An 18,366-nucleotide genomic window follows, 5' to 3' on the forward strand; every position below is an offset into this window, starting at 1 on the left:
TGCCCCGTTAGAACCTCAACCTGCCGTAACTTCGTGACAATCTCTTCGGGCTTGGGGCGCCTGTTGGCCATGTATTTCCTCCGTTTTCCTAAACATAGCGGAGGACCACTTCAGTGGGGGAAGACCAAGCGGGACAGGTCCCTGTGTGCGACGGCCTCGTAGTCACGCAAGAGGCTCCCTCTCGGCGGGTCGCCGAACCGTCAGTCCAACTCGTTCAGCAGCCATTCGGCGCGTTCGATATGGGTGCGCGCGATCTGGAGCTTGTCCGCCAGCCGGGCTTTCTTGTCAGCGGAATGTGCCTCCGCGATCTCGGCCTCCAGCTCCGTCGATTTGGCACGAAGTTTCTGCAGGACTTTCTCCACATGGCGGGGCTTGATCTTGCTCGCCTTCCCGCTTTCGAGGCGTGCGTTGTAGTCTTGCACTTTCGCGGCAAGATTTTTCAGTCCCATGCGGTGCTCCAATACTGACCTGGGGATTAACCCTGTACCTGTTTCATGACGGTTTCGTGATGCTTTCCGGCCCCGTGTGAGGGCGCGTGCCGCCTGCGCGGTCTGTCACCGCTTCATCGATCTCTTCTTGGTCGAGGGACAGGATGCGTTCCACTTCGGCCATAGCGCTGTCGCGCTCGATGAAAAAGTTGCGCGCCGCTTCGATCAGGTCGTGCATCGCGTCAAAGGCGTATCCGGAATCGTTCATGAACGACGTCGCCGCGGCAGGCGTCAGTGCGCCCATGCGGATCAGGGCATCGACCCGCCTGGATGTCGATTGGGCATCCACTTCGATCCGAGCACGTTCCTGATCGAGCCAGAGCGCGCTGCGGTCGTCCGGTTCGGTCTGGTCGAGTTTCCTGATTTCTACCGCGATCCGTGCGATTTGCGTGCGCAATTCGTCATAAAGCTCGGTCGGCGCGCCCTGCGGCCGGACGGTGTAGCGCAGGATATTCTTGCGCAGGTGTTTGATGGATTTCACCGCCTGCACGATGTTGCTGGCCACATCGCGCAAGATGTAGATCCGTTCGGCAATCTCTGGTGCGACCTGCTTGTCCCCGGCGCGCGAGGTGAACTCCACAATGCCTGAATACAGCGTTTTCACCCGGCGTTCGTAGGCTTCGTTCAGGTCAAGGTCGAGCGGGCTGCGGCTCTTGCGGACCACTTCGGCAACATCCTCTGTTGCGAAAACCTCGTCACGATGCAGGTTCAGCCCGTGCAGGATCAGTTCAGCCGCGTTTTCATAGAGGTGCGACACCTCCTTGCGCAGCGCGATTTCCAATGTCTGCGGAAATTCGTCGACCGCTTCGTTCAGGTAACGCGGACGGCTGACATCCGGCATCGCCTCTGGGATGCGGTTTTCGAGGAACGTGATGAGCCGGCTCAGCAAAGGTAACATGAGCGCAACGCCGAGCACATTGAAGATCGTGTGGAACACCGCAAGTTTCATCGCGTAGTCAGCCGATGCGATCCCCACCGCGTCGCTGATCCAGTCCACTGCCTCACGCAACGGCACAATCAACAACAGCGCGACGATCGCCGTGCTCATGTTGAAGATGAGATGCGCCAGCGCCAGCCGCTTGCCCTGAAAATTCGCGCCGAGCGAGCCGATGATAGCGGTTATCGTCGTGCCGATATTCGCGCCGATGGCTAGCGCCAGCGCGTTCTCATAGCTGATCTGGCTGGCGGAAAGCGCCGTCAGGATCAGAACCATCGTCGCGTGGCTCGACTGCATGACGACGGTGGCGGCGGTTCCGATCAGGGAATAGACGAACAGGCCCAGCAGACCGGACAGGGCAAAGCGCGTGAGGTCGATCTGATCCTTGAAGGCGTCGAACCCTTCTTTCATGTAGTGGATGCCAAGAAACAGGAACCCCAGCCCCGCCAGCGCATAGCCGATGCCCCGCAACGGCTTGGCCTTCTGGAACACAAGGACGACACTGATCGCGATCATTGGCATCGCGTAGGCCGCAATATTGACCTTTAGCCCAAGCCCCGCGACCAGCCATGCGCCGGTCGTCGTCCCGATGTTCGCGCCAAAGATGATCCCCACGCCTCCGATCAAGGATATCAGACCGGCGCTCAGAAAAGAGATGGTGACGATCGAGACAAGCGAGCTGGACTGCAAAAGCGTGGTCGAAAGGACCCCGAATGAAATCGCCCGGGGGGTCGATGCAGTTGCCCTCTCCAAGACGCGTTCCAGCGCGCCCCCGCCGAACAATTTGAACCCTTCCTCAAGCATCAACATGCCGAAGAGGAAAATCGCGACGCCCGCAGCTATTTCCTGCGCGTCCGGGCTGAACCAGAAGGCCAGAAGGAGTGCGGAAATAGCGGCCGGAAGGTAAAATCGCTTCATGCCAGAAAAACTGCCGTACCGGTGGCCAGCGGCAAGGGCGGGCCGACTTCAGCCAGCCGTCTTTGGACCGCCTTCATTTTCACGACGCGCACTCCCTTCATCGCAATGCAGATCGGAACCATAACGTGATACAGGCGGGTTTCATTGACATGGCTCATATCTGCCATCCTGCCGTCCGGGTTGCGTCCGTCAACGTCATCATGCGTCCGGACTGTGCGTAAAAGACGGCGCAGGGGAAATTTGTTGGGCCGCTGTAAAAATCAGCGGCGTCATCCAAGGGGGGGCTTTCCCGGAAGGCCGAAAACCCCATTCCGGCCCTCCGGCGCAAGGAAGCCACCGGGTTGGATCATCCGCTACCCGGTCGAGACTGATCCCCGTTCGATGATCCGGGCTGGAAGCAACTGCGGTTGCAGGGCCTGTCCGCTTTCAAGATTGTTGATTATCTGCAAAGCGGCGGCGCGCCCCATGTCGGCAGCGGGAAGGTCGATGGTCGTGAGCGGTGGCAGCGTTTGGCTGGCCCAGTCGAGGTTGTCGAACCCCATAACCGACATGTCGTCCGGAACGCGTTTTCCTGCTTCGGCCAGTCCGAAATAGGCCCCCAGGGCGATGACATCCGAGAAACAGAGCAAGGCGCTCAGTCCGGGTGCGCCGGTCAGCACCTCGGAGATCGCGGCTTTTCCGCCACGAACGCTTAACTCGGTTTCAAAAAACTCGAGCCGGGCAATCTCTGCCCCGACTGCAGCGGCCCCCAGCCGCCGGGCAACCGTCCGGTCACTGTCGGCGAGGGGCCCGTGGATGACGCCGATGCTGTCGTGGCCGCGTTCGGCGAGATAACGGATCGCCTCTCCGGCAAGTCGGGCGTTGTCATAGCCTACGGTCGGGCTGGCGCTGGCGGGATCCCAAACAGAGGTGAAGACATGCGGCACTTGCCTCCGTGTGAACATGTCCAGCAACGTCGGGCTGTGCGCCGCGCCGCTCAGGATAAAGGCCTCGGCCCCCATGCCCAACAGCTTTTGGGCGCCTTTCAACTCCTCGTCGGCGTCGCTGTTCGAGATTGCAAGGACCAGCGTATAGCCGTGCTCTCCAAGCGTGGCTTCGATGGCGGCGATAAATTTCGCAAAAACCGAGTGTTCGATGGTCGGAATGATGGCCGCAACGGTCTTCGACCGGCTGGTTGACAGGGCGCGCGCCGCGGGATTGGGGAGATAGTCCAACTGGGCGCAGGCCTCAAGAACAAGTTTACGGGTCTTCTTGCTGACTTTGGCGCTGCCGTTCATCACGCGCGAGATAGTGGCGATGGAGAGTCCGGTCGCATTTGCGACATCTCTGATCTTTCCTCCCGGTTTTTTCACGGCTGCCTCACCCCAACGGTAATTTTCTTGACGAATCTCTTGGGATGATGATCGAATGAAACCGGTTACATGTCAATTTCGTGTGCTGTGAGCCGGATTGGCGATGCAACAGGATACTGGGGCCGTCACCTGCGGTCCTGTGCCGGGGCAAGAGGAAAAATGCTGCATACTGCCATGTCAGGCGAAGTGACCCGCAGGCTGTACCGTGGATTGAAGCAGGCGAATAGCCTCCGGCAGGACGTTGGCTATGGCGAGGTAGGGCGCATACGTGCTCCTTCTGGTTCCGTGGTTTCGATCACCCATGTGGACGGCGGATCGTCGATCTGGCTGACCGCGCTGGCCGAGGACCGCCGAGCATTCGACCTGTCGGCGCTCGACTTGCCGTCTTCTGCCGCAGAGCCCCTCGAATTGGGGCGCTTCGACGACCGGATGATGCGGGAACTGATCGCCGCCCGCGGCGGCAGTCTGGAAAACGCCTGTGGGCAGCGGTTGTTCGGCGGCGGCGCGCCCGGCGAAAGTTTTATCTTCCGCCTGCGCCAGAGCGCCGAGGTCTTTGTCATCGCGCCGGTTGCACCGGATTACATCTGTGCCGGAGGCGGCGCCGCGATCCAGATCGAGGTCAAACCACCCGAGGGTCAGGCCAATGACCTGCTGCTGCCTGATCCGTTGGGAAAAGTGGTCGATGAATTCCGCGTCGCGCGGGGAACAGCCAAGGCCTATGAGGTGAAAAAAGGCCAGTTTGTCCAAGTCATAGACGTCGAGGGGCAGCAATGCTCGGACTTCATGGCGTTGCGGGCGGACGCGCTGGAGGGTGGCATCGAACGGTGTATCGATTTCACCGTGTCGCGGACCATGGCCAGGGCCGCTTATCCGCTGCCGGGATTGTTCGACAAATTCTACGATCAGGACATGCGTCCGCTGATGGCCGTGCGTCAGGATACCGTCGGGCGGCATGACACCTTTGCGCTGGCCTGCACCGCGCGCGGCTATGAAGAGCGCGGCTATCCGGGTCACCTGAACTGCTCGGACAATATCAGCGAGGCGTTCGATCCCTATGGCATCGAACGCCGCCGTGCCTGGCCCGCGATCAACTTCTTTTTCAATTCATGGATCGACTGGCGGCAGAACGTGCTTGCCGGTGACGAGGCCTGGTCGCGTCCCGGCGATTACGTGGCGATGGAGGCACTCACCGACCTTGTCTGCGTCTCGACCGCATGCCCCGACGATGTCGATCCCATCAATGGCTGGAATCCGACGGACATTCACGTCCGCGTCTATGAAAAGGACAGCGCCTTGACCCATTCCGTCGTCTGGCGGGCCAACCCGGAGGATGCTGGAAAACTGACCCGGCACTCCGCTTTTCACCCGCGCACCTCGGCCCTGACGTCGTCTTTCGGCGTATCGCGGGACCTTTGGCTGCCGGCGCAATTCGATGGCACCGGCGCAATCGAGGAATACTGGGCCACCAAGAACACCGCCACGCTTCAGGACATGTCGGGGCTGCGCAAGGTCGATGTGGTCGGCCCGGATGCCGAGGCCCTGCTGCAGCATTGCCTGACGCGCGACGTGTCGAAGCTGGCCCAGCATCGCGGGTTCTATGCGCTGGTCTGTGACGCCCGGGGAGCGGTTCTCGACGATGGGACGCTGTTCAGACTGGAACCTCATGCCTTCCGCTGGTGCTGCGGATCGGACAATTCGGCGCTGCATCTGCGTGAACAGGCAGAGGCGCTGGGCCTGAAAGTACAGGTCATGACGCTGGGCCACCGGATGGTGAACCTTGCGCTGCAAGGGCCGAAATCACGCGACATCCTGCGCGAGGTGGTTTTCACCCAGCCGACCAAGCCATCGCTCGACAATCTCAAGTGGTTCGGCTTCACCATCGCCCGCCTGCGCGACCGGGACGGGCCGATGTTCATGCTCTGCCGGTCCGGGTTTACCGGTGAACTGGGCTACGAGGTCTTTTGCGACGGGACCGACGCGCTGGAGATCTGGGATGGATTGATGGCGGCGGGGGCGCCGCAGGGCATGGTGCCGATGGGCGGGCATGCGCTGGAGATGCTGCGTATCGAAGCCGGGTTGATGATCGCGGGCGCCGAGTTCGGCCCGGACGTGGACGCAATGGAATCCGGCCTTGGGTTCGCAGTGGACTTCAAGAAGCCCGATTTCATCGGTCGCGCCGCGCTTGAACGCAATGCCGCCGCGCCGCGCCGCAAGCTGGTCGGCCTGCATCTGGGCGGCAACGAGGCACCGCATCATGGCGACCCGGTCTTTATCGGACGCGAACAGGTCGGCGTGATCACCAGCGGTTGCGTGTCGCCGCAACTGGGCCATGCCATCGCAATGGCGCGGCTGGCGGTGGAGAACGCCGAGACCGGAACCGAAGTGGAAGTGGGCAAGCTTGACGGCCACATGAAGCGGCTGCCGGCGCGCGTCGTCGACCTGCCATTCCTTGACCCGAAGAGAGAGAAGGCCCGCGCGTGAGCACCGATTCAAAAGACGGCGTAGTCGTCACTCGAAACGTCTGAAAAATCTTCGGCGACCGCGCGGCAGAGGCGAACCTTACTTTAAATCGCTCAATGCAACGGTCCCCACAAACGCAACCGACAGGGCGCTCAAGAGGGGCCATATTGGCCCCGCTTTCCCATTCCGTGACGTCTGACGCCCTTGGACCTAGAGCCTGTGCTGCGCCCTGAACGTTGACTATAAGCCGGTACAAGGGGAGGGGGCCTGCCCGCACGAACAGCCCCTCCAGCACGAGAAAAGGGGGGCAGATTGCTCTGCCCCCAAGGTCACATGAGGTCGATAAGGGATCAGTTGAACGTGTAGACCAGCGACACGCCGTAGGTGTTGTCGAAGTGGTTCACGCCCGAGGACACTTTGGAGTGGTGCTCGGTCAGCACGCTGGTCCGCAGCGCCATGTTGTTTGTCACCGAGACGTTCAGGGCGAGGTCGTTGTAGACCACGGTGTCCGACTTCGACCAGATCACGTCCGTGTCGTTGGTCAGGAACAGGGTGTCCGTCAGCTTGTGCGCGTAGTCAGAGCTGAAGCCCAGCGCTTCTTCGCTGATGTCGCCCCGGGTGATGTCGGAGAGTTCCGAGAAACGGTAACCCGGGCCGGCCTGAACGGACCACTGGCGCTTTTCATCGTTGAAGATCCGGTAACCGAAGCCGAGCGAGGCAAAGGTGTCGGTTTCATAGTCCGAGAATTCGTCGACAGTGCCCTGAACCTTGGCGAAGCCGAAGAAGGCCGGGTTGAAGTCGCGGGTGTATTCCAGGTCGTAGAACAGGCTTTCCTCGGTCTTGACGTCGTCATCTTCGCCGTAGGCATAGTTCAGCTGCAGCTGGATTCCGTTCAGGCCCCAGACGTAGCTCATGTCGGTGCCGACGCCGACGTCAAGGCTGTCGGTGTTGCCGCTGGAGGCAATGCCGCGCAGCGCGAAAGAGCCGGTGAAGCCCTGCGGGCGGCCTTCGTTGCCAAAGCGGTCAAGGTCGCGCTCGGCATCGTCCTCGATGGCATCCATCAGGTCTTCGTTCAGATCCTTCGCGACAGAGCCGCGGCCGGTCAGGTCCTGGGCGGACACGGAAGAGGCTGACAGGGCAGCAATCAGCGCGATCAAGGTTGCGCCGAATTTGGCTTGGGTTTTCATTGGTTTAATCCTTCCCCAACTTGGTGGTGAACCTTCCCGGAAGTGGGAGCAGGTTCTGCTGGAGTCGATTTAGGGGTCCGTGATGTAAGAGTTAAATTTAATATAATCATGGTTGAGGTGATAATTAATCACGTCAAAACGAAATCAATCTATTCCAAACACTTCCACGGTGTCACCCGCGCTGATCTCGACCAGATCGGAAATCACGGCGCTCTGATCCTTGTGAATCTGTGACTGAATTGACACAAGTGCGGCTTCGGCGGTCTCGCGGATGTCTTCGTCCAGGTCCTCTCGCCAGATGGTCCAGACCGGGTAGGGGAAGACCGGGGCGTCCGGCACAAGGAACAATTGACCGGCATCGAGGTATTGCTTGATGTAGCGTGCGGGCAGATAGGCCGCGGCCGGGCGAGACAGGAGATAATGCACCGACATCGCCCCCAGAGACAGCGTCAGGCCCGGGTTCGTGAGTTCCGGCAGGTCAAGCGCATGGGCGTGCACGAATTCAGGCCCCCAGTCGACGAAGACGTAATGCTCCGCGATGTCTTCGAAACTGGTGGGCAACGACGCGGCCAGCACAAGCTCTTCGTCCAGCGCCCGGGACGCGACCAATCCGGGTCGCAATTGCGGGGAATACATCAGCCCGATCTGGACGGTCCCTTCCACCAGAAATCTGGTCAGGCGGTCCGGCATGCCCAGTTCGGCGCGCACGTTCAGGCTTGGCATCCGCGACTGAAGGAGGTCGATCCACTTGAACCCGAGGCTGGGCCAAAGGGAATACTGCGCTCCGATACTCAGAGACTTGGTATAGCCCTCCGGTATGCCGACCTGCTGCCGGGCTTCTTCCCAGATCCTGATCAGCGATAGGGCGTAACGCTCGAACTCGCGGCCCGCCGGTGTCAGTTCCGCCCCGGCCTTCGATCGGGTGAACAACGGCTTGCCAAGCTCGTTTTCCAGCCGTGCCACCCGAAGGCTTACGGCGGATTGGGTCACGAACAGGCGTTCGCTGGCATTTACGAATGAACCTGTCGAGGCAACTTCGAGAAAGGTCCGGATCAGCGCGATATCCAACAGGTCCATCCATGAGTTTTTTTGCGATTAACCGGCAGATTAACCTTCTTTGCTGACCTTGTCATTTGATCACGAGGTTTGGTGTGATTTGCTGGCCGCGCAATTGCGCGTTGACCCGGGCGTAGAAGGTGCGCGCGCCATTTGATCGGTTTCGGGAAGCGTGACTGAGACAAAATGCGTGATGCCAACCGAGGGGCTGGCCAGTATCGATAGCCGCATGAACCTGCAATTGTCAGGACGCTTGGTCGTCGCCAGACTCGAAGACATACGCGCGCAAGTCGTGGCGGCAGAACTGTCGCCAGAGGTCACGCTGGATCTATCGGCGGTAGAGGCAATGGATACCGCCGGGGCTTGGCTTTTGATCGACGCTCAAACCCGGATTCAAGACCGTGGCGGGCAGTGTCAGATCGTCGGTGCATCACAAGTCCACAGCGAACTGCTGGAGGTTGTCCGCAAGAGCATTCCGACGCATGGGATCGCCCCAAAGCCCCGTCACGGTTTCTTCGACTGGCTGGAGGCGGTCGGATTGAAAATCTGGAGCGGCGTTTTCAGCCTGTTCGAAATGCTGAGTTTCCTTGGCGAAGTTGTCGTGCGCCTTGGCGGTGTCATCCTCCATCCGCGGCGATTGCGCGTTACCGCGCTGGTTCATCACATGCAGGAGATTGGTTTCAACGCCATACCGATCGTCTCACTGATGGCGTTTCTGATCGGCGTGGTAATGGCGTTTCAGGGGGCCGTTCAGTTACGGCAGTTCGGGGCCGAAGTCTTTGTCGTTGATCTGATCGCAATCTCGATCCTGCGCGAACTGGGCATCCTGCTGACGGCGATCATCGTCGCAGGCCGGTCGGGCGCGGCATTCACGGCGGCCATCGGTTCGATGAAGATGCGTGAGGAAATCGACGCCATGCAGACCTTTGGCCTCGATCCGGTCGAGGTTCTGGTTCTGCCCCGGGTGCTGGCGCTGGTTTTCATGCTGCCTTTGCTGGGCTTTGTGGCGGATGTCATGGGCCTGTTCGGCGGGGCCATGATGTCCTGGATCGAATTGGACGTCTCGCCCGGCATGTTTCAGACGCGTCTCTACGACTCGGTGGACGTCTGGCACTATGTCGTGGGTCTGATCAAGGCGCCCTTCTTTGCCGTGATCATAGCTATCGTCGGATGTTACCAGGGGATGAAGGTTGGCGGAGACGCGGAATCCCTTGGCCGCCTGACATCCACGTCGGTCGTGCAGTCCATCTTTCTTGTCATCGTCGCGGATGCGATGTTCTCGGTCTTCTTTGCCGTCGTGGGGGTTTGATGTCAGAACCTCGTGAAGCGATCATTCAAGTCCGTGGGTTGCGCACGCAGTTCGGCAATCATGTCGTACACGACAATCTCGATCTGGACGTTTACCGCGGCGAGGTTCTTGGCGTTGTAGGCGGTTCGGGCACTGGGAAATCAGTTCTGTTGCGGGCCATCGTCGGACTGCTGCGGCCCAAGGCGGGCGGCGTGAACGTGTTCGGCACCGATATGCTCACAGCCTCGGATGAGGCGCGGCAGGCGGTCGAGCAGCGCTGGGGCGTGATGTTTCAGGATGGGGCGCTGTTTTCATCGCTGACGGTGCGCGAGAACGTCGAGGTCCCGATGCGCGAACATACGAATCTGTCGGCAGAGACACGCCGCGCGCTGGCCGAACTCAAGATCTCGATGGTCGGATTGCCGGAACTGGCTTGCGACAAATACCCATCAGAACTTTCGGGCGGGATGCGCAAGCGCGCCGGTTTGGCCCGGGCGCTGGCACTGGACCCCGAGATTGTGTTCCTTGACGAACCCACGGCCGGACTGGATCCGATTGGCGCCTCTGCATTCGATGCCCTGATCAAGAAGTTGCAGACGACACTGGGCTTGACCGTTTTCATGGTGACGCATGATTTGGACAGCCTGCATGCAATCTGTGACCGGATTGCCGTTCTTGCCGAAAAGAAGGTTTTCGTCACGGGCACCATGCAGGACATGTTGACCGTGGACCAGCCCTGGGTACACGAGTACTTTCATGGTCCCCGGGCGCGCGCGGCGGGAATCGGGACTGAGGGCTGATAGCGGATGGAAACCAAAGCCAATTTCGTGCTGATCGGCGCGGTGTCTGTCCTTGGCATCTTTGGTCTTCTGGGTCTTTTGATCTGGTTCGCCAAAGTCGAGATTGACCGCCAGTATGCGCTTTACGAGGTGCTGTTCGATAGCGTGTCCGGCCTCGGGATGGCGGCGGATGTGCGCTACAACGGCCTGTCCGTCGGCAAGGTCATCGGCCTTGGCCTCGACGCGGAGGATCCCAGCAAGGTGCGGGTCCGGATAGAGGTGGCGGCGGATACTCCGGTCAAGACCGACACCTCCGCGCAGTTGAATTCGCAAGGCGTGACAGGCGTTGCCTTCGTCGCACTGACTGGTGGAAGTCCCGGCGCCCCGTTGTTGCGTGATGCGGCTGACCCTGCCGCCGTGCCGCTGATACCGGCGGAAAGGTCTGTCGTGCAGGCCCTGACCGAGGATGCGCCGGACCTGGTGGCCGAAGCCGTCGAGGCAATCAAGGAAATCAGGAGCTTTCTGGGGACGGAGAACCGGGATTCGGTCGCAAATCTTCTGAAGAACCTCGAAAGTGCGTCGAGCCAGCTGGACACGGCGCTCAAGGATTTTTCAGAAATTTCTCAGAGTGTTTCCCAAGGCACCGCCGAAATTTCGAAATTCACCGGGCGGCTGGATGAGATTGCAAAGACAGTCCAGACGTCGCTTGTAAAGATCAACGAAACGCTGGACGTGGCCAAGGTGGCCATCGCTGAGGTCGAACCAACCATGCGCTCGGCAACCGGGGCATTCACCGCCGCGGAGAAAACGATCGGGAACGTGGACACGCTGGTTGAAAACAGGGTTCCGAAGATCGCTGACGAAGTCTCGGCGGCGATCAACTCCATCGACACGGCCACGAAAGACCTGCGCACACGGCTGGATGAGGTGCTGGTGCAATTCGGCGGCTCTGCCGACGTGGCCACGAAACGGTTCACCGAATTCGAAAAGACAATCGCTTCGCTGGACCTCACACTGAAGGACGCGCGGACGTCACTCGCCGCGGTCGAGAGTGCCTCTGTCAACTTCCAGAAATTGGTGGATGGAGAGGGGACGGCATTGGTGAAAGATGCGCGGGCGACCTTGAAATCGGTTCAGACCACGATCACCGGCATGGACGAAATCCTGCAAACGGACATCCCGGCGCTGCTGGCGGAAGTGCGGAAGGCGGTCACATCCGCCACCGAAGTCGTCGATCGGGTGTCCACCGATGTGACAGCTTTCACGACGCGGCTGGACCCGCTGGTGGAAACCGGCGAAACGACCCTCAAGACCGCGACGGAAACGCTGCGCAATGCCAACCGGACCCTCGCCAATCTGGATCGGGCCTTTGCCAAGTCAGAGAAGGCGCTGGAAGTTGCACAGAGCACATTCGCCAAGGCGGAAACGATTATCGCGACGGATTTCGGGCCCGCGATCACGGATATTCGGACAGCCGCGGATCAGATCCGGGTGACAATGGCCAATCTGTCCAAGGACCTGCCCGCGATCACGGCGGACTTGCGCAATGTCATGGCCCGCGCGCTGGAAGTGGTTCAGGATATCGACAAAACCGTCGCGGCCAGCGCACCGCCGATCCAGTCATTCGCCCGGACCGGGCTGCCGGAATTCACCAAGTTCGCGCGTGAGTCCCAGCAATTGGTGGCCCGTCTGGAGCAATTGGCCAAAAAGATGGAGCGCGACCCGGCGCGGTTCTTCTTTGGTAACAACCTGCCTGAGTTCAGGAGATAATCGGACATGAAATTCCTTGCCGCACTGCGTTTGTCAGCGATCGGGATGGGGCTGGTTATCTTGGCCGGGTGCTCTGCGATTTCGAGCCTCGACTCCGCCGCCAAACCACTGGAAACCTACGAGCTTAGTCCGCTACCCGCCGGCTCGAACCACATCAGAAAGGGGCGGCGCCTTCTTGAAGTGGCCATGCCGACCGCGACCGGGGCGCTGACGAGTGACCGTATCGTGATCAAACCGACCCCGCTACAGGTCCAGACGCTGCAGGATGCACGCTGGATCGACGAAGCGGCCGATCATGTGCAGCTGTTGCTGGTTCGCTCCCTGGCAAACTCGGGCAAGTTCGCTCTGGTCGCCGGTGCCGGATCGGGGCCGTCGCCGGATTATGTTCTGATGACGGATTTGCAGGCCTTTCAGGCGGAAATCACCGACGAGAAAGTGACCGTTGAGATCCGGTCGAGCATGACGCTGTTGAGCGATTCAGATGGGACTGTCGTTTCGTCGCGCAGTTTCAGCAATACGGTGGGTGCTGCCGATACATCATCGGAACAGGTTATTGCCGCGTTTGACGTGGCGATGACGCAGCAATTGACCGACGTGGTCGATTGGCTGGTCGGTGTCCCGGGACTTTGATGCAGGCGGGCATTGACGGATTGGGCCCGAATTATGCGGTGCCTGTCTTGCTCGCCTAGCCTCCGGCGAAAGGCCCTGACATCCAGATGGACAAGTCGTCATCTGATGAGTGTCCAATGTCGTGTCGCGTCCTGTCGCGATACACAGACCACTTGGAAGCGGCGGCACCCGTAAATCGATCCCGGATATGCTCGGTCCGGTGCATGGCCAATCTTTGAGCTATTTCCGAAATGATGAAAAAACATCTTCGGGCATGTAGTGAATGGTGCCCGGGGATAGAGAATGCGTCGCCAATATTGGCAGGTTTCCGCGATCCGATCTATGGTCAGCGCACGACGGTAGGAGGAGCTGTCATGGCGAAACGCGACTATTCATTGCTGGGAAAAGACGCCCGGCACGCGGTCGACAGCGGTCTGGCCGCCGCCGAATGGTCTCACACGGACATCCCGCGCAAGCAGATGAAGGCATTGATGCCGCGAGCAGATCAGCCCGCGATCCGCGATACGATTGTCCTGTTCGCCTGCATGTTTGCCTTCGCGGGCCTCGGCATCGCGCTCTGGCCCAGCTGGTGGTCCGCGCCATTCTGGCTGGCCTATGGCGTGCTCTACGGATCGGAGATGGATGCGCGCTGGCACGAATGCGGGCATGGCACCGCGTTCAAGACACGCTGGATGAACGACTGGCTGTATCAGGTGGCTTGCTTTTGCATGGTCCGCAATCCCGTCAGCTGGCGCTGGAGCCTTGCGCGCCATCACACCGATACGATCATCGTCGGTCGCGACCCCGAGATCGTCGCCATGCGCCCGCCCGCCCTGTTCCGCATCTTTCTGAATGTCTTTGGTATTCTCGACGCCTGGAACGGATGGGCGAGGATGTTGCTGAACGCCACCGGGCGGCTGGATCCTGAAGAGGCCAACTATATCCCCGAAACGGAGCGCCCCAAGGTGATCCGCGTCGCCCGCATCTGGACCGCGATCTACGCGGCGACGATCCTGTTGGCGCTCTGGATGGGGTCGATCCTGCCGCTGATGGTGATCGGCCTGCCGCGCCTCTACGGCGCGTGGCACCATGTGATGACCGGCGTCATGCAGCACGCGGGGCTGGCCGAAAACGTGACCGACCACCGGTTGAACTCTCGCACGGTCTACATCAACCCGATCAGCCGCTTCATCTATTGGAACATGAACTATCACGTGGATCACCACATGTTCCCGATGGTGCCCTATCACAGGCTGCCGGACCTGCATGAGGCGATCAAATACGATCTGCCCGCGCCGAACACATCGATTTGGCAGGCCTATGTAGAGATCCTGCCCGTCCTGCGCCGTCAGCTGTCCTATGAGGACTTCTTCCTCAAGCGCGACCTGCCGCCAAACGCCAAACCCTACCGCGAAGATTTCCACGCCGCCGCCCTTGGCGTGCCCGCAGAATAAGGACCTGGGTATGCCCTGGATCGACGCCTGTGCCACCGGCGACATCGACGAAGAGGACCTGATCCGCTTCGATCACGACGGCCGCACGTTTGCGCTCTACCGCAGCCCGAACGATGAGTATTTCTGTACCGATGGCCTCTGCACGCATGAGCATGTGCATCTTGAGGACGGGCTGGTGCAGGACTTCGAGATCGAATGCCCCAAGCACAACGCCACCTTCGACTACCGTACCGGCGAAGCCCTGCGTGCCCCGGCTTGTGTGAACCTCAAGACCTATCCCACCAAGGTCGAAGGAGACCGCGTCTGGATCGAGATCTGAGGCGCTGACGATCCGACCGATGTCGATCTGCCCATCAGTGCTGAACAGGGGCAAGGGGCAGCGATCAAGGTTGCTCTGAGTGCTGCGCCAAAAACCGGCGGGCTGCGCGGCAGGTTTCCTGAATGACACGCGCGGCAGGGGCTGATCGCATGCGCGCTGTCTGTGGCACCTCTATCCCGATTGGCAGATCTGCGGGCAAGGCTGCCAAAAAGGCCCCCAGGTCGATCTGACCCAGACCGGGAGGCAGCCGCTCTTCACGCGCGGCAAAGAGCAGCGTTTGCGCATCATAAGGCGGGCAAACCGGCGCATCACACAGGTGGGCAAAGCGCAACCTGTCGGGCGGAAGGTTCGACAATGTCTGATGGCTGCTGTCCGAGCGGTCGAAATGCAGGCTGTCAGGCAGGATGCCCACGGTGGGCCCGGCTTGTTCGACAATCCTCACAGCGTCGTCAACGGTGCGGATGTCGGTCCATGGAAAGAACTCCAACGAAACGCCAAGGCCGCGTAATGCCGCTTCCTCGGCCAGTTGTCCCAGCGTGTCGGCAAGCCGGGAATGATCCGGGTCATAGGGGGCCGTGATGACCTCACGCGCCCCAAGCGCGGCCCCTGCATCAAGAAATGGCAGCAGCGAGGCGACGGAGGTTTCGGGCGTGATGCGGACAAATTCGATGTCATGCACCCAAAGGCCGGTCTCGCGCAGCGCGGCCTGCGTTTCGCGCATCAAGACAGGGGCGGTCATCAGAGGATAGCCCGGAGAGGTCGGCGTCACCTGCAACAGGCGCAAGCCGACCGCATCGAAACCCGCCTCTGCGGCGGCCCGGATCAGCGCCGGCGGATCCAGGTCGATGGCAGTCAAGTGGGCAAGCGACAGCAGGCGCATTCATGTCCTCCTTGCGGCATTGCGACCCGCGACAAAGCCGAAGGTCAGGGCGGGGCCAAGGTTGATCCCCCCCGCCGGATAATGCCCGCCCATGACGCTGGCCATGTCGGTGCCGGCGGCGTAGAGGCCGGGGATTGGGTGATCCGCCGCGTCAAGGACGCGGGCCTGACCGTCGGTCCGCAGCCCCGCAAAGGTGCCGAAACTGCCGGGCACGACCTTGACCGCGTAGTAGGGAGCGGCCTCGATCGGGGCGAGGCAGGGATTGGGCGTTACGTCGGGATCGCCCTGCAGGCGCATGTAGGGCGTGGTGCCCCGGTGAAAGGCAGGGTCTTCGCCCCGTTTGGCATGGTCGTTGAATTCCGAGATGGTCAGGGTCAGGCCCTCTGGGTCGATGCCGCAGGCCTGGGCCAATCCTTCGGGCGTCTTTGCGCGGATCAGGTAACCGTTTCGGAGCCAGGGCCGCAGCGGCACGGGGGCTGGGCGCACGATCCCCAGCCCGTAGCGGCGTATGAACCGGTGATCGCAGATCAGCCAGCTTTGCGCCTCCTGCTGGTCTGGCAGTGCCGCCAGCATGTCGCGGACATAGTCGTGATAGCCAAGACCCTCGTTGCAAAACCTCTTCCCGTTCCCAAGAACGCCGATCACCCCGGGTTTTCCCCGGTCGATGATGTGCGGGAAGGTGCCGGTTTGGCCATCCGCATAGGGCACCCGGGACACGGGGCACCATGCTGCAGGCGAGGCAAGGGTTTGCGCCTGTTGGCCGCCAACCGCCTCTGCCATGCGCAGCCCGTCGCCCGTTGCTGCGGGCAGGGCCAGCGAAAGGTGGTTTTCTGCCCTTGGAAACTGCGCCGCGCGGCGCTGGGCATCATGCGGAAAGCCACCTGCGGCCAGCACCACGCCCCGGGTTGCGGAAACATGCACGTCACCATTGGGGCCGGACAGGATCGCGCCGGTGACGGTGCCTTTTGACTCCAACAGACGTATCGCGGCATGGCGTGTCCGGATCGAAACGCTTTGATCCAAGGCTGACCTCAAGAGCCGCGCCACCAGTGCGTTGCCGTTGCGCAGCTGCATGCCGCGTCCATGGCGGGCCAGATCCCACAGATGGCGCAACAGGCGCCGCGTCACATGAATGGCCGAAGCGACCGACCGCGTTGCCGTCATGAAGGCGCGCAAATCCGGCCCGGCCTGTATGGTCATGCCCCAGAAGGTCGTCTCCGTCATCGGTTTGCGCAGCAACGCCACATCGGCCCCAAGGCCGCGCGCATCATAGGGTTGCGCGATGACGGACCGTCCGCCCATGCCCGCGCCCGGCAGATGGGTATAGGTGTCGGGGATCCTTGCGCCGCAATCGAATTGCAGCGCGGTGTTCTGCTCGAAGAAGCCGACCATTTCTGGTGCCGCCTGCAGGAAGGCATCGACCAGTTCCGCGTTGAAACTGTTGCCCAGCACGGCGGCAAGATAGCGGCGTGGTTCTGACATGTCTTCTTCTATGCCGTTACGATGCGCCACCGGATTGCAGGGGGCCCAGATCCATCCGCCGGACCATGCTGTGGTCCCCCCAAGCGTCCCCGATTTTTCCGCAAGGACCACACGCAACCCGTGATGCGCGGCGGTGACGGCAGCGGCCAGACCCGCCGCGCCGGAGCCGATGACCAGCAGATCGCATTCCTCTGTCCGCACCCCGAAACCTCCTCTGACCGGCGCAGAGTCCTCAGCCACTCGCGTAACGTCAAATGCTTGTTTGTCGCTCAGCTTAACGTCATGTTCATTCGAAAGGGGAGGCACACATGGCGGAAATGACCCTGCGGCAGATCGAGGTGATCCGGGCCGTGATGATGACCGGCACCATCAATGGTGCGGCGCAGATGCTGAATGTCTCGGCCCCGGGCATCAGCCGATTGGTCAAACACACCGAGGAATCGCTGGGCATCCGCCTGTTCGAACGCAAAGCGGGGCTGTTCGTTCCTTCAATTGAGGCGTCGAAGGTCTTTGATCAGGTGCGTGAGGTCTACAAGGGTGTGGAAAACCTGCAACGGGCTGTCGGAGCCCTGCAACAGGGGGAGGACGTGCGCCTTGCCTATGCCTCGGCCCCGTCGGTGGCCCAATTCATCGCCGCGCGCGTGATGCGGCGGGTCAGGACGCGCTATTCCGACCTGTTCATTGACCTGAACATCCTCAAGATCGAAGAGACGGTGGACTATCTCCTGCTGGAACGTGGCGAGTTCGTGATCATGAGTTCGCCGGTCCAGAACGCCGCCGTCGAGAATGAAAAGATCGCCGAGGGCCGACTGGTGGCGATCATGCCGGACGGTCATCGGCTGGCGGAGCAATCCGTTGTGTCGGTGCGCGATCTCGCGCAGGAAGATCTGATTGGAATTGACCCGGCAGACCCCTACGGCCGACTGCTTGCGCAACCGATGGAACGCGTGGGGCTGCCTGTCCGCCACGCCATGCGCGGGCGTTTTGCGCAAACACTGGTCAGCCTTGTGCGGCACGGGCTGGGTGTGGCGTTGATCGACGAATTCTCGGTTGCTGAGGTCTACATGCCCGGTGTCACCCGCCGTCCGCTGCAGGAGGAAACGAAGATCGCGATCTATGTGGTGCGCAAGAAGGGGCGGGTCCTGTCAGGTTTCGCCGAATATGCCATTCAGCAATTCCGGCGCGAGTTGGAAAAGGCCGTTGATGACGGCCCGTGGCTGCGCAGCGGGGCCGGTTCCGGGGCAGGACGAAAATAACATCAGGTTAATGATCGCAAGATTATTGTATTTGACGTTACGCTGCTTCATCGGCGAATGTCACAAGCGTCGTCCACCTGGCCGGGAGGACCCCGGCAAGGGTGGCCAAGGATACGACGTATAGGGAGGAT

16 protein-coding genes are annotated in these 18,366 nt (G+C 61.0%); 8 read left to right on the forward strand and 8 right to left on the reverse strand.

Annotation, left to right across the window (positions count from 1 at the left end; genetic code table 11):
- Nucleotides 1–200: 200 nt before the first annotated feature.
- The 4 genes from ACTXGA_RS21555 to ACTXGA_RS21570 form a co-directional block, all read right to left on the reverse strand.
- Nucleotides 201–449, reverse strand: a complete 249-nt coding sequence (locus ACTXGA_RS21555) for a hypothetical protein (protein ID WP_443396782.1) — start codon at nt 447–449, stop codon at nt 201–203.
- A gap of 43 nt (nt 450–492) precedes the next feature.
- A complete protein-coding gene (locus ACTXGA_RS21560) occupies nt 493–2,343 on the reverse strand; it encodes a Na/Pi cotransporter family protein (RefSeq protein WP_443396783.1) in 1,851 nt (616 codons plus the stop codon).
- Nucleotides 2,340–2,510 (reverse strand): hypothetical protein, encoded by a 171-nt coding sequence (locus ACTXGA_RS21565; protein WP_443396784.1) that lies wholly within the window; start codon nt 2,508–2,510, stop codon nt 2,340–2,342. Before ACTXGA_RS21565 ends, ACTXGA_RS21560 begins: the two co-directional genes overlap by 4 nt.
- Nucleotides 2,511–2,696: 186 nt before the next feature.
- Nucleotides 2,697–3,695 (reverse strand): LacI family DNA-binding transcriptional regulator, encoded by a 999-nt coding sequence (locus ACTXGA_RS21570; protein ID WP_443396785.1) that lies wholly within the window; start codon nt 3,693–3,695, stop codon nt 2,697–2,699.
- Between the two features lie 159 nt (nt 3,696–3,854).
- Here ACTXGA_RS21570 and ACTXGA_RS21575 point away from each other — a divergent pair, with 159 nt between their 5' ends.
- Nucleotides 3,855–6,176 (forward strand): DUF1989 domain-containing protein, encoded by a 2,322-nt coding sequence (locus ACTXGA_RS21575; RefSeq protein ID WP_443396786.1) that lies wholly within the window; start codon nt 3,855–3,857, stop codon nt 6,174–6,176.
- A 329-nt stretch (nt 6,177–6,505) separates the two neighbouring features.
- On the opposite strand, the gene ACTXGA_RS21580 is transcribed toward ACTXGA_RS21575, so the two are convergent.
- Nucleotides 6,506–7,342, reverse strand: a complete 837-nt coding sequence (locus ACTXGA_RS21580; protein ID WP_443396787.1) for a DUF481 domain-containing protein — start codon at nt 7,340–7,342, stop codon at nt 6,506–6,508.
- A gap of 144 nt (nt 7,343–7,486) precedes the next feature.
- A complete protein-coding gene (locus tag ACTXGA_RS21585; RefSeq protein ID WP_443396788.1) occupies nt 7,487–8,419 on the reverse strand; it encodes a LysR family transcriptional regulator in 933 nt (310 codons plus the stop codon).
- 208 nt (nt 8,420–8,627) lie between these two features.
- Between ACTXGA_RS21585 and ACTXGA_RS21590 the strand changes: the two genes are divergently transcribed.
- The 6 genes from ACTXGA_RS21590 (at nt 8,628) to ACTXGA_RS21615 (ending at nt 14,617) form a co-directional block, all read left to right on the forward strand.
- Nucleotides 8,628–9,707 carry an MlaE family lipid ABC transporter permease subunit gene (locus ACTXGA_RS21590; protein ID WP_443396838.1) on the forward strand — a complete coding sequence of 360 codons (1,080 nt, stop codon included), beginning with the start codon at nt 8,628–8,630 and terminating at the stop codon, nt 9,705–9,707.
- Entirely contained in the window at nt 9,707–10,486 is a 780-nt protein-coding gene (locus ACTXGA_RS21595; protein ID WP_443396789.1) for an ABC transporter ATP-binding protein, read from the forward strand. The genes ACTXGA_RS21590 and ACTXGA_RS21595 overlap by 1 nt, the downstream gene beginning before the upstream one ends.
- 6 nt (nt 10,487–10,492) lie before the next feature.
- Nucleotides 10,493–12,235 (forward strand): MlaD family protein, encoded by a 1,743-nt coding sequence (locus tag ACTXGA_RS21600; protein WP_443396790.1) that lies wholly within the window; start codon nt 10,493–10,495, stop codon nt 12,233–12,235.
- 6 nt (nt 12,236–12,241) lie between these two features.
- Nucleotides 12,242–12,865 (forward strand): ABC-type transport auxiliary lipoprotein family protein, encoded by a 624-nt coding sequence (locus tag ACTXGA_RS21605; RefSeq protein ID WP_443396791.1) that lies wholly within the window; start codon nt 12,242–12,244, stop codon nt 12,863–12,865.
- Nucleotides 12,866–13,218: 353 nt separating this feature from the next.
- A complete protein-coding gene (locus tag ACTXGA_RS21610) occupies nt 13,219–14,298 on the forward strand; it encodes a fatty acid desaturase family protein (RefSeq protein WP_443396792.1) in 1,080 nt (359 codons plus the stop codon).
- A gap of 10 nt (nt 14,299–14,308) precedes the next feature.
- Nucleotides 14,309–14,617 carry a MocE family 2Fe-2S type ferredoxin gene (locus ACTXGA_RS21615; RefSeq protein WP_443396793.1) on the forward strand — a complete coding sequence of 103 codons (309 nt, stop codon included), beginning with the start codon at nt 14,309–14,311 and terminating at the stop codon, nt 14,615–14,617.
- A 64-nt stretch (nt 14,618–14,681) separates the two neighbouring features.
- On the opposite strand, the gene ACTXGA_RS21620 is transcribed toward ACTXGA_RS21615, so the two are convergent.
- Together ACTXGA_RS21620 and ACTXGA_RS21625 are read right to left on the reverse strand one after the other, a co-directional pair.
- Complete coding sequence (locus ACTXGA_RS21620; RefSeq protein ID WP_443396794.1) at nt 14,682–15,497, reverse strand: sugar phosphate isomerase/epimerase family protein; 816 nt, start codon at nt 15,495–15,497, stop codon at nt 14,682–14,684.
- Nucleotides 15,498–17,180: an FAD-dependent oxidoreductase gene (locus tag ACTXGA_RS21625; RefSeq protein WP_443396795.1), complete on the reverse strand. Its 1,683-nt coding sequence runs from the start codon at nt 17,178–17,180 to the stop codon at nt 15,498–15,500. It abuts the gene before it with no gap.
- A 107-nt stretch (nt 17,181–17,287) separates the two neighbouring features.
- Here ACTXGA_RS21625 and ACTXGA_RS21630 point away from each other — a divergent pair, with 107 nt between their 5' ends.
- Nucleotides 17,288–18,235 (forward strand): LysR family transcriptional regulator, encoded by a 948-nt coding sequence (locus tag ACTXGA_RS21630; protein ID WP_443396796.1) that lies wholly within the window; start codon nt 17,288–17,290, stop codon nt 18,233–18,235.
- Nucleotides 18,236–18,366 lie beyond the last annotated feature (131 nt).

It is taken from the genome of Antarctobacter jejuensis (genome assembly GCF_052266595.1).
Taxonomy (GTDB): Bacteria; Pseudomonadota; Alphaproteobacteria; order Rhodobacterales; family Rhodobacteraceae; genus Antarctobacter; species Antarctobacter jejuensis.